Annotated in this window: 12 protein-coding genes; 2 read left to right on the top strand and 10 right to left on the bottom strand. The window is 71.7% G+C overall.

The window, feature by feature from the left end; translation table 11 throughout:
* Positions 1-285: 285 nt before the first annotated feature.
* Positions 286-1,320 (bottom strand): GlxA family transcriptional regulator, encoded by a 1,035-nt coding sequence (locus ACFVJX_RS34285; RefSeq protein ID WP_384135999.1) that lies wholly within the window; start codon positions 1,318-1,320, stop codon positions 286-288.
* A gap of 74 nt (positions 1,321-1,394) precedes the next feature.
* On the opposite strand from ACFVJX_RS34285, the gene ACFVJX_RS34280 reads away from it, so the two are divergent.
* Positions 1,395-1,997: a cysteine hydrolase family protein gene (locus ACFVJX_RS34280; protein WP_384136001.1), complete on the top strand. Its 603-nt coding sequence runs from the start codon at positions 1,395-1,397 to the stop codon at positions 1,995-1,997.
* A 55-nt stretch (positions 1,998-2,052) separates the two neighbouring features.
* Here ACFVJX_RS34280 and proC read toward each other — a convergent pair whose 3' ends face one another.
* From proC to ACFVJX_RS34235, 9 genes are all read right to left on the bottom strand, one after another.
* A complete protein-coding gene (proC, locus tag ACFVJX_RS34275) occupies positions 2,053-2,862 on the bottom strand; it encodes a pyrroline-5-carboxylate reductase (protein WP_384136003.1) in 810 nt (269 codons plus the stop codon).
* A 59-nt stretch (positions 2,863-2,921) separates the two neighbouring features.
* A complete protein-coding gene (locus tag ACFVJX_RS34270) occupies positions 2,922-3,689 on the bottom strand; it encodes an ABC transporter permease (protein WP_384136005.1) in 768 nt (255 codons plus the stop codon).
* Positions 3,686-4,453, bottom strand: coding sequence for an ABC transporter ATP-binding protein (locus ACFVJX_RS34265; RefSeq protein ID WP_384136007.1), 768 nt, complete (start codon positions 4,451-4,453; stop codon positions 3,686-3,688). The genes ACFVJX_RS34270 and ACFVJX_RS34265 overlap by 4 nt, the downstream gene beginning before the upstream one ends.
* A gap of 64 nt (positions 4,454-4,517) precedes the next feature.
* A complete protein-coding gene (locus ACFVJX_RS34260; RefSeq protein WP_384136009.1) occupies positions 4,518-5,372 on the bottom strand; it encodes a class I SAM-dependent methyltransferase in 855 nt (284 codons plus the stop codon).
* Between the two features lie 93 nt (positions 5,373-5,465).
* Positions 5,466-6,035, bottom strand: coding sequence for a hypothetical protein (locus ACFVJX_RS34255; protein ID WP_384136011.1), 570 nt, complete (start codon positions 6,033-6,035; stop codon positions 5,466-5,468).
* 117 nt (positions 6,036-6,152) lie between these two features.
* The gene (gene ilvD / locus ACFVJX_RS34250) at positions 6,153-8,003 is read right to left on the bottom strand and encodes a dihydroxy-acid dehydratase (RefSeq protein ID WP_384136013.1); all 1,851 of its coding nucleotides are present in this window, start codon (positions 8,001-8,003) and stop codon (positions 6,153-6,155) included.
* Positions 8,004-8,166: 163 nt separating this feature from the next.
* Complete coding sequence (locus tag ACFVJX_RS34245; RefSeq protein WP_384136015.1) at positions 8,167-8,790, bottom strand: TetR family transcriptional regulator; 624 nt, start codon at positions 8,788-8,790, stop codon at positions 8,167-8,169.
* Positions 8,787-9,620, bottom strand: coding sequence for a sugar phosphate isomerase/epimerase family protein (locus ACFVJX_RS34240; protein ID WP_384136017.1), 834 nt, complete (start codon positions 9,618-9,620; stop codon positions 8,787-8,789). Before ACFVJX_RS34240 ends, ACFVJX_RS34245 begins: the two co-directional genes overlap by 4 nt.
* Before the next feature lie 116 nt (positions 9,621-9,736).
* A complete protein-coding gene (locus ACFVJX_RS34235) occupies positions 9,737-10,687 on the bottom strand; it encodes a Ppx/GppA family phosphatase (protein ID WP_384136018.1) in 951 nt (316 codons plus the stop codon).
* A 60-nt stretch (positions 10,688-10,747) separates the two neighbouring features.
* On the opposite strand from ACFVJX_RS34235, the gene ACFVJX_RS34230 reads away from it, so the two are divergent.
* Positions 10,748-11,587, top strand: coding sequence for a hypothetical protein (locus tag ACFVJX_RS34230; RefSeq protein WP_384136020.1), 840 nt, complete (start codon positions 10,748-10,750; stop codon positions 11,585-11,587).
* The last annotated feature ends 27 nt before the right edge of the window (positions 11,588-11,614 follow it).

Raw genomic sequence — 11,614 nt, 5'->3', positions numbered from 1 at the left:
TTTCCCTTTCCGGCGAGTCCGACTCTATCAGATCCTTTCGGGCCTGATTCCCAGTCAGTGGGGCTTGTCCTCGCGGCCGTTGGGCCGTTCCGACGAGTGAGACATTAGCGGAATCCAGGGCCTCGACGCTAATCGGGGTCACGTTCCTTCGAACGTGGATTCCTCATTTCGCAAACACGCACGCTGAGACAGGCGACAGCTGTCGCTCGTTCGTTGTGGTTACTGCGGAATCGCTGTCCGGGGACCGACCGGGGTCGGCGCTCACGTCGGACAACTCGGAGCACACTACGGATGCGGTTCGGGCGTGTCAACCCGCGGTTCGGGCGGGGTGTGGTGGAAGGCCAGGCGGTAGTCGCGCGGGCTGGTGGCCAGGTGGGTCGCGAAGTGCTGGCGCATGGTGATCTCGCTGCCGAAGCCGGTGCGGCGTGCGACCTCGGGCAGGGGGAGGTCGGTGCGTTCAAGCAGCTTCTGAGCTGCGGCGATGCGCTGGGTGATCAGCCAGCGCAGTGGGGCGGTCCCGGTGGTCGCCTGGAAGTGGCGGGCGAAGGAACGCGGGGACATGCCGGCTCGCGCCGCCAGGCCGGCGACCGTGTGCGGTTCGGCCAGATGTGTCAGGGCGAAGGCCCGTACCTCGGCGAGGGTGTCGGCGTCGCGGTCGGTGTGCGGAGTCGGGTGCTCGATGAACTGCGCCTGGGTGCCGGTACGGAACGGGGCCGTGACCATCGAACGTGCGATCGTCGCCGCGGCCTCCGCGCCATGGGTCGTGCGTACGAGGTGGAGGCAGAGATCGATGCCGGCCGCGGTGCCCGCGGACGTCCAGAGGTTGTCGTCGTGGACGAAGAGTGCGTCGGGGACCACCGTCACGCCGGGGTGCTTGGTACGCAGGAGGTCTGTGAGGTTCCAGTGGGTGACTGCGCGGCGGCCGTCCAGAAGACCTGCCTGGGCGAGGGTGAACGCGCCCCCGCAGAGGGCGGCGATCGGGGTGGCGCGGGCGTGTGCCCGGCGAAGGGCTTCGAGGACCGGTTCGGGGGCCGGCGTCAGGTGGTCGTCGAGACCGGGGACCACGATCAGCTCCGCGCGGGACAGCCAGGCGAGCGTGCGGTCCGGGGTGAGCGACAGGCCCCCGCGCAGCGGGACCGGATCGGGAGTGGCGGCGGTACGGCGCAGGTCGAAGGCCGGCACGCCCCGGTCGGTGCGGTCGACGCCCCAGACCTCCGTGATGACCGAGACGTCGAAGGCGCGGATGCCCGGGAAGGAGACGAGGGCGATCCGGGACGGCACGGGGGCGGCGCCCGGCGCCGGGAGCGGGATCGTGGCCATGCTGGCAGTAAACCATCGATCGATGGCTTTCCGACCTCTGGGCCGCCGGAGTCCGGAGCGGCAGCATCGGAACCATGGAAATCGCGGAGAACGCAGCGCTGGTAGTGGTGGACGTGCAACAGGGATTCGAGGAGAGCGAGTACTGGGGGCCGCGGAACAATCCCTCGGCGGACCGGAACATCGCCGGGCTGATCGATGCCTGGCAGTCGAGCGGGCGGCCGGTCGTGTTCGTACGGCACGACTCGCTCAAGCCGGATTCACCGCTGCGGGAGGGATATCCCGGGAACGACTTCAAGTCGTACGTGCAGGAGCGGCGGGGAAAGGGCCGGGGGCCCGAGCTCTTTCTGACGAAGAACGTGAACTCGGCGTTCTACGGGACGCCGGATCTGGCGGAGTGGCTGCGGGCGGGCGGAGTGCGGCAGGTCGTGGTGGCCGGGATCCAGACCAATATGTGCGCGGAGACGACGGCGCGGATGGCGGGGAATCTGGGTTACGAGGTGTTCTTCGCGCTCGATGCGACGTACACGTTCGACGGCGTCGGTCCTTGGGGGTGGACGCTCGGCGCCCAGGAGCTGGCGCGGGCCACCGCCGTGTCGCTGCACGGCGGTGGGTTCGCCGAGGTGGTGCGCAGTGCTGAGCTGATCGCGGCGGCGACGCTGGTCTCCGCCGCCGGATAGCTCGGCCGGTGCCGGACGGCTCGGCCGCCGGACAGCTCGGGCGGAGGCGGACGGCTCAGCCGTTGCCGGAGGCGAGTTCGCGGCTGCGGTCGCGGGCGGCTTCGAGGGCCGCGATGAGGGCGGCGCGTACCCCGTGGTTCTCCAGTTCGCGGATGGCGCTGATGGTGGTGCCGGCCGGGCTGGTGACGGCTTCGCGGAGCTTGACCGGGTGCTCGCCGCTGTCGCGGAGCATCACGGCGGCGCCGATGGCGGCCTGGACGATCAGGTCGTGGGCCTGGGCGCGGGGCAGGCCCAGCAGGATGCCGGCGTCCGTCATCGCCTCGACGAGGAAGTAGAAGTACGCGGGGCCCGATCCGGAGAGCGCGGTGGCCGCGTCCTGCTGGGACTCGGGGACGCGCAGGGTCTTGCCGACCCCGCCGAAGATCGCCTCGGCGGTGGCGAGGTGCCCGGTGGTGGCGTGGCTGCCCGCGGAGATGACGGACATTCCCTCGTCGACCAGCACGGGGGTGTTCGGCATGACACGGACGACCGGGGTGCCCTCGGTGAGACGGTCCTCGATGAACGCGGTCGTGATGCCGGCGGCGGCGCTGATGACCAGGCGGTCGGCGGTGACGTGGGCGGAGAGCTCGTCCAGGAGCCGGCCCATGTCCTGGGGCTTGGCCGCGAGGATGAGGATGTCGGCGCGCTCGGCGGCCTCGGCGTTGCTGACGGAGTCGACGCCGTAGCGGTTGCGGAGTTCCTCGGCGCGCTCGGAACGGCGGGTGGTGACCAGCAGGTTCGCCGGGCGCCACCCGGCCCGGATCATGCCGCTCAGCAGGGCCTCGCCGATCTTGCCGGTGCCGAGGACTGCGACTGTCTGGGTCATGCGGTTTCACCCTCCGGGCGGTGCTCGATGCTCGTCGCCGCCATCCTCGCACCGGCCCGTCAGGTGGTACGGCGGCGGAGGGTGGCGGCGCCGAGGGTGAGCACCAGGAGCGCGCAGCCCGCCACGATCAGGATGTCGCGGATGAAGTCGCCGGTGATGTCGGTGTGCCGGAGCACCTCGTTCATGCCGTCGACGGCGTACGACATGGGCAGGACGTTCGAGATCGCCTCCAGGACGGGGGCCATCCGGTCCCGTGCGATGAACAGTCCGCAGAGCAGGAGCTGCGGGAAGATCACGGCCGGCATGAACTGGACGGCCTGGAACTCGGAGGCCGCGAAGGCCGAGACGAACAGGCCAAGCGCCGTGCCGAGCAGGGCGTCGAGCACGGCGACCAGGAGCAGCAGCCACGGGGACCCGGTGACGTCCAGGCCGAGCGCCCACACGGACAGGCCGGTGGCCAGGAGCGACTGGACCACGGCGACGGCACCGAACGCGAGGGCGTAGCCGGCGATCAGGTCGCCCTTGCCCAGCGGCATGGCGAGGAGGCGTTCGAGGGTGCCCGATGTGCGTTCGCGCAGGGTGGCGATCGACGTCACCAGGAACATCGTGATCAGCGGGAAGATCCCGAGCAGCGAGGCGCCGATGGAGTCGAAGGTCCTGGGGCTGCCGTCGAAGACGTACCTCAGCAGCGTGATCATGACGACCGGGATCAGCAGGAGCAGCCCGATGGTGCGCGGGTCGTGGGTGAGCTGGCGCAGGACGCGGGCGGCGGTGGCGAGGGTGCGGGCCGCGCTGAGGGGCGGGGTGGCGGTGGTCGTCGTGCTCATCGGGCGTTCTCCTGACGGGTGGCGGCCGCGTCGACCAGGTGGAGGAAGGCTTCTTCGACGGTGTCGGTGCGGGAGGCGGTACGCAGGGCCTCGGGGGTGTCGTCGGCGAGGATCTCGCCCTCGCGCATCAGCAGCAGCCGGTGGCAGCGCTCCGCCTCGTCCATGACGTGCGAGGAGACCAGGATGGTGGTGCCGCGGTCGGCGGCGAGGCTGTGGAAGAGGCTCCACAGATCGCGTCGGAGCACCGGGTCCAGACCGACGGTGGGTTCGTCCAGGACGAGGAGTTCGGGGGTGCCCAGCAGGGCCACGGCGAGCGATACGCGGGTGCGCTGACCGCCGGAGAGCGTGCCGGCGAGGGCGTCGGCGTGGCTGGTCAGGTCGACCTCGGTGATGGCGCGGGTGACGGCTTCGCGGCGGGCGTCCCGGTGGCGGCGGCCCGGCTGGAGGATCGCCGCGAAGTAGTCGAGGTTCTGCCGGACGGTGAGGTCCGTGTAGACGGACGGCGCCTGGGTGACATAGCCGATCCGCGGGCGGAGTGCGGGGTGTCCCGCGGGCCGGCCCAGGACGTCGAGGGTGCCGGTGACCTTGGCCTGGGTGCCGACGACGGCTCGCATCAGCGTGGATTTGCCGCAGCCCGAGGGGCCGAGGAGGCCGGTGATCCTGCCCGGCTCGACGGTGAAGCCGAGGCCCTTGAGGACGGTGCGGCTGCCTCGTACGACGGTGAGGCCGCGGGCCTCGATGGCGACGCCCGAAGAATTCATCATGTGATGAATTTTGTCGCGGTGGCGCCTCGCCGTCAAGGGACCCGGGGCCCCGCCCCGTACCGGATCAGCGAACGGCCACGCTCAGGTCGACCGCATAGGCCTCCTCCACCGTGCCGTCCGGGAAGTGCGGCGCGAGGTGCTCGCGCTCCTCGGCGAGGAAGCGCCGGGCGGGCTCGTCTCCGATGATCAGGAAGGCGGAGTGGCTGCCGAGGTTGTCGAGGTGTGTGGCCAGCGGGACGCGCCGGGTCCAGGGCACCCGACGGTGTACGAACGTGAGCTCGGGCGGCATATTGCGGGCGTGGACGGGCGAGCCGTGGGCCCCGTGGTTCGCGGTGGGGGTGCCGGATCGGGTCGCCGCCGCGTCGCGGGACCCGGATTTCCTGTGCGCCTCGGCGTCGAAGAAGCGGCGCAGGCGGATGTCCTGCTCGGCGATCCAGGGGACGTCCGGGTCGGCGACGTTCCACCACAGGGCGAGCGCGCCGCCCGGCCGCAGGACACGTACGGCCTCGGGGGCGGAGCGGGTGGGATCGGTCCAGTGCCAGGACTGGGCGTACGTGATCAGGTCGGCCGAGGCCGCGGCGAAGGGGAGGTGGTTGCCGTCGCCCCGTACCAGCGGGACGTCCGGCAGGGTCCGTCGCAGCTCGGCCGCCATGCCCGGGCCCGGTTCCACGGCCACGACGCGGGCGCCCCGGTCGTACAGGCGGCGGGTCGAGATGCCGGTGCCCGCGCCGACGTCGAGGACGCGGGAGCCCCGCAGGGGGCGGCCGGTGAGTTCCTCGACGGCGTCCAGGAGGGCGGCCGGGTAGCCCGGGCGGGCCGCGCCGTACTGGGCGGCGGCGCGGTCGAACGACAGGGCGCGCGTGGGTGTGGGCGAGGTGCGCGGGGACGGGCCGGGGGCGGTGGGATCCGTGTGGGTCATGCGGCCCATGGTGGCCTCGGCGGGGCTGCCGGGGCGAGGCCGCACGCCGTCACGTTCCCCGGCCGGGCGGGGACGTGACAGGACCGGGGCGCTCTACTTGCGGCGGGGCTTCTTCGCCTTCCCCGTCCGGCGCGCCGCCGGGTTCCCGGTCCGGGCCGACCGGCGCTTCGCGTACCGGACCTGGGCCGCTTCGTACTCCGCGCGGCGCAGCTTCTCGCCAGGCGCCTCGATGAACGTACGGATGAAGTAGGCGATCAGCGAACCGATGAAGCCGATCGTCTTGAGGCCGCGCAGATTGTCCTCGCGGGCGGGGTCGGCGGGACGGCTGCTGAACCCCTCCCACGTCTTGCGGAAGGCGATCGCGCTGCACACGGCGAACATCAGGACGACCAGCAGGCCGACGAAACTGCCGACGTCGGCGACCTCCAGGCCCTGGTAGGCGAACCGCAGCACGAAGCAGGAGGCGACCGCAGCGGCGAGCGAGCCGACGGCGGCGCCGACGCGGCGCAGACCGTAGTTGCCGTCGTGGGCGACCCAGGTCGTGCCGAAGAAGCGGAGGGGCTCGGGCTGCGGGCCGGGCGTGGTCGCGCCGGCAACCGCGGGTGCGGGCACCGGTCCGCCGGTGTCCGACGCCGTGTCGGGGGTCTCGCTGTTCTCGCTCACGACGCCGATTATCCCAGGGCCGGGGGCCGGCGGACGCGCCTGCCTGTCCGGCCCCTCTTGGGCGCCATGGGCGCCACGGTCTCCGGCCCCTCGGTCGGAGGGGCCGGAGACGGGGCGTCAGCCGAGCTTGGAGACGTCGCGGACGGCGCCGCGGTCCGCGCTGGTCGCCATGGCCGCGTAGGCGCGCAGCGCGGCCGAGACCTTGCGGTCGCGGTTCTTCGGCGCGTACACGCCGTTCAGCGCCTCGCGGCGGGTGGTCAGCTCGGCATCGGGGACCAGGAGCTCGATCGAGCGGTTCGGGATGTCGATCCGGATCCGGTCGCCGTCCTCGACGAGCGCGATCGTGCCGCCCGACGCCGCCTCCGGAGAGGCGTGGCCGATGGACAGGCCCGACGTACCGCCGGAGAAGCGGCCGTCGGTGACCAGCGCGCAGGTCTTGCCCAGGCCGCGGCCCTTGAGGAACGAGGTGGGGTAGAGCATCTCCTGCATGCCGGGGCCGCCGCGCGGGCCCTCGTAGCGGATGACGACGACGTCGCCGTCCTTGATCTCCTTGCGGAGGATCTTGTCGACGGCGTCCTCCTGCGACTCGCAGACGACCGCGGGGCCCTCGAAGGTCCAGATCGACTCGTCGACGCCGGCCGTCTTCACGACACAGCCGTCGACGGCGAGGTTCCCCTTGAGGACCGCGAGGCCGCCGTCCTTGGAGTACGCGTGCGCCACGTCGCGGATGCAGCCGCCGGCCGCGTCCACGTCGAGGGTGTCCCAGCGCTCGGACTGCGAGAACGCGGTCGCCGAGCGGACGCAGCCGGGGGCCGCGTGCCACAGCTCGACGGCCTCCGGGGACGGCGAGCCGCCCCGGACGTCCCAGTTCTTCAGCCACTCGGCGAGCGTGTCCGAGTGCACCGAGTGGACGTCCTCGTTGAGCAGCCCGCCGCGGTGGAGCTCACCGAGGAGGGCGGGGATGCCGCCGGCCCGGTGGACGTCCTCCATGTAGTACGTACCACCGGGGGCCACGTTGGGGGCGACCTTGGAGAGGCAGGGGACCCGGCGCGAGACCTCGTTGATGTCGTCGAGGTCGTACGCCAGCTCGGCCTCCTCGGCGGCGGCCAGCAGGTGCAGGATCGTGTTGGTCGAGCCGCCCATGGCGATGTCCAGCGCCATCGCGTTGTCGAACGCGGCGCGGGTGCCGATGGAGCGCGGCAGGACCGTCTCGTCGTCCTGCTCGTAGTAGCGCTTGGTGATCTCCACGACCGTGCGGCCGGCGTCCTCGTACAGCGCCCGGCGGGCGGTGTGCGTGGCGAGCACGGAACCGTTGCCGGGGAGCGAGAGGCCCAGGACCTCGGTCAGGCAGTTCATCGAGTTGGCGGTGAACATGCCGGAACAGCTGCCGCAGGTGGGGCAGGCGTTCTCCTCGATGCGGAGGATGTCCTCGTCGGAGATGCTCTCGTTGACCGCGTCACTGATGGCGTTGACCAGGTCGAGCTTGCGGACCGTGCCGTCGACGAGGGTGGCCTTGCCGGCCTCCATCGGACCGCCGGAGACGAAGACCGTGGGGATGTTGAGGCGCATCGCGGCCATCAGCATGCCGGGGGTGATCTTGTCGCAGTTCGAGATGCAGATCAGGGCGTCGGCGCAGTGCGCCTCGACCATGTACTCGACGGAGTCGGCGATCAGGTCACGGGACGGGAGGCTGTAGAGCATCCCGGCGTGGCCCATCGCGATGCCGTCGTCGACCGCGATGGTGTTGAACTCACGGGGCACCGCGCCGGCGGCCTGGATCGCCTCGGAGACGATGCGGCCGACGGGGGCGAGGTGGGTGTGGCCGGGGACGAACTCCGTGAAGGAGTTGGCGACCGCGATGATCGGCTTGCCGATGTCCTCGCTCGCTACGCCCGAGGCCCGCATAAGGGCGCGGGCGCCCGCCATGTTGCGGCCGTGGGTGACAGTGCGGGACCTCAGCTGGGGCATCGTCTCTCGCTCCTTCGACAGAAAAGACTCTTTCTGAGCGTACGCCTCCGGTGCCAGGATCTGGACTGGGTGTCCGGAATCCGGGACCGAGGGGTCCGGGGCGGGACACCTCGACCGGGGCTCCGCCCGGTCCCAGCGCCTCGAACACCGGCGAGGCCGATACTCAGTCCTCCGTCAGGTAGCGCTGCAGCGTCGGCGCCACCATGGTGATGATCTTCTCCGGCGGGGCCGAGGCCAGGGGTTCTGCCTGGATCACGTAGCGCAGCACCGCGATGCCCACCATGTGCGACGCGGCCAGTTCCGCACGGAACGTGGCGTCGGGGACGTCGAGCTGCTCGGCGATGCGGCCCAGCAGGCGTCGCAGCACGAAGAGGCGCAGCACCTTCGCCGCCGCCTCGTGGGTCATGGCCGACCGCATGACCGCGAGCAGCGGGGCCCGGGAGACCGGGTTCTCCCATACGCCGATGAAGTAGCGGGCCAGCCGCTCCCCCAGGCCCTCCGTGCTGCTGCCGAGGATGTCCGGGATCTCCAGGGCGGGCTCGAAGGAGAGCTCGATCGCGGCGGCGAAGACCTCGTCCTTCGTACCGAAGTAGTGGTGGACCAGTGCCGCGTCCACTCCGGCCGACTTCGCGATGCCGCGGACCGACGTCTTGTCGTAGCCGCGCTCGGCGAACTCGGTGCGGGCGGCCTCCAGGATGCGGGTGCGGGCATCGGGGCCGGTCGTCGCGTCGGTGCGGGAGGGGCGGCCGCGGCGTCTGGGGGCCGGGCTTCCGTCGCCCGTGGTCATGAACGCGGTACCCGGGCGGAGGACGAGGACGACGCGAGGTGCAGCCGGGTGAAGGCCAGCGCCTCGGCGAGGTCGGCCTCGCGTTCCGCGGTGGACATCGCCCGGCGCGTGTTGACCTCGATGACGACATGGCCGTCGAAGCCGGTCCGGGCCAGCCGCTCCAGCAGCTCCGCGCACGGCTGGTCCCCGCGGCCGGGCACCAGGTGCTCGTCCTTGGCGGAACCCTTGCCGTCGGCGAGGTGGACGTGGGCCAGCCGGTCGCCCATGCGGTCGACCATGGCCATGCCGTCCGTACGGGCCGTGGCGGTGTGCGAGAGGTCCACGGTGAAGTGGCGGTAGTCGTCGTTGGTGACGTCCCAGTCGGGGGCGTACGCGAGCATCTCGCGGTCCCGGTAGCGCCACGGGTACATGTTCTCGACGGCGAACCGGACGTCGGTCTCGTCCGCCATCCGCCAGATGCCGGTGACGAAGTCGCGTGCGTACTGCCGCTGCCAGCGGAACGGGGGGTGGACCACGACGGTCGACGCCCCGAGCTTCTCGGCCGCCGCCCGCGCCCGCTGGAGCTTGACCCACGGATCGGTGGACCAGACGCGCTGGGTGATCAGGAGACAGGGGGCGTGAACGGCCAGTATCGGCACCTGGTGGTAGTCCGAGAGCCGGCGCAGGGCCTCGATGTCCTGGCTGACCGGATCGGTCCAGACCATGACCTCGACGCCGTCGTACCCCAGGCGCGCGGCGATCTCGAAGGCCGTCGCCGTCGACTCCGGGTAGACGGAGGCCGTCGACAGGGCGACCTTCGCATCCGGGACGCGCACCACTGGTTCTGCCACGCAGACAGCGTACGGGCCGCGGTGCGCGGCGCCGAGGGAGCCCGGCTGAAAGTGAGAAGGGCCATGGCCCTTCCGCAGCTGTCGGAGCCGGGCCGTGGCCTTCCGTGCGGCAGCTGTCAGATCAGGGCCGGGGCGTCCTGTGCCGGCAGGTGGTCCAGGCGGCGCAGGATGACGCCCTCGCGCAGCGCCCAGGGGCAGATCTCCAGTTCCTCGACGCCCAGGAGGTCCATGGCACCCTCCGCGACCAGGGCCCCCGCCAGCAGCTGGGCGGACCGCCCGTCGGAGACGCCGGGGAGGTTGCCGCGCTCCTCGATCGTCATCGCGGCCAGCTTCGGCACCCACTCCTCCAGTGCCTTGCGGCTGAGGGTGCGCTGCACGTAGAGCCCCTCGGTGGAGCGGGCGGCGCCCGCGATCCTGGCGAGCTGTTTGAAGGTCTTGGAGGTGGCCACGACGTGGTCGGGGCGGCCGAAGCGGGTGAACTCGCCGACGCTGCGGGCGATCCTCGCCCGTACGTGCCGGCGCAGCGCCTTCACCTCCGCCGGGTCCGGCGGATCGCCCGGCAGCCAGCCGGCGGTGAGACGTCCGGCGCCGAGCGGCAGCGACACCGCCGCGTCCGGTTCCTCGTCGATGCCGTACGCGATCTCCAGCGAGCCCCCGCCGATGTCCAGGACCAGCAGCTTGCCCGCCGACCAGCCGAACCAGCGGCGGGCGGCGAGGAAGGTCAGCCGGGCCTCCTCCGCCCCGCTCAGGACCGCGAGGTCGACGCCCGTCTCGTCGCGCACCCGGGCCAGCACCGTGTCGGCGTTGCTCGCCTCCCGCACCGCCGAGGTGGCGAACGCCAGCACGTCCTCGCACCCCTTGTCCTCGGCGGCCTGGAGCGCGTCGGCGACCGTCGTCACCAGCCGGTCAACACCGAGCGGGCCGATCGCGCCGTCCTCGTCGAGGAGTTCGGCCAGCCGCAGCTCCGCCTTGTGCGAGTGCGCGGGCAGCGGGCGGGCGCCGGGGTGGGCGTCCACCACCAGCAGATGAACCGTGTTCGACCCCACGTCGAGGACTCCGAGTCTCATACGACGAACGCTACTGCTGCCCGTCGCCGCCCATGCGCCGGTCGGTCGTACTCTGGGCGCGTGCCAAAGACGAAAAAGGCGAAGCCGGACAAAGTCACGAAGAAGCAGAAGACGAAGCAGGAGATGCGGCAGCCGGAGACAACGGGGCCCGACGGGTCCGACGAGACGGGGATCGACTTCGCGCGGGCCTGGGTGGAGTTCCCGGACCCGGCCGACGACGAGCAGGTCTTCCGCTGCGACCTGACCTGGCTGACGTCCAGGTGGACCTGCATCTTCGGCAGTGGCTGCCAGGGCATCCAGGCCGGCCGTGCGGACGACGGCTGCTGCACGCTGGGCGCGCACTTCTCGGACGAGGAGGACGAGGAGCGGGTGGCCGGTCACGTCGCACGGCTGACCCCCGAGCTGTGGCAGTTCCACGACGTGGGCACGGATTCGGGCTGGGTCCAGACCGATGACGACGGGGAGCGCCAGACGCGGCGCTGGGAGGGCTCCTGCATCTTCCAGAACCGGCCCGGCTTCGCCGCCGGGGCCGGCTGCTCGCTGCACATCCTGGCGCTGCGGGAGGGCAAGGAGCCCCTGGAGACCAAACCCGACGTGTGCTGGCAGCTGCCGGTCCGGCGTACGTACGACTGGATCGACCGGCCCGACGACACGCGCGTGCTCCAGGTGTCGATCGGTGAGTACGACCGCAGGGGCTGGGGCCCCGGCGGTCACGATCTGCACTGGTGGTGCACGTCGGCCACGTCGGCGCACGGGGCGGGCGATCCGGTGTACGTGTCCTACCGGCCCGAGCTGACCGAGCTGATGGGCAAGGAGGCGTACGACCGGCTGGTCGAGCTGTGCGAGGCGCGGCTCTCCTCGCTGCTGCCGATGGCGCCCCACCCGGCCGATCCGGCGTAGTTCCGCCGGATCGGCCGGCGGGTGGCC

Origin of the sequence: Streptomyces sp. NPDC127177 (assembly GCF_042672475.1) — a bacterium.
In the GTDB taxonomy this organism is placed as follows: domain Bacteria; phylum Actinomycetota; class Actinomycetes; order Streptomycetales; family Streptomycetaceae; genus Streptomyces.
Note: the sequence above shows the minus strand (reverse complement) of the source record. Positions and strands in the feature narration are given on the sequence as shown.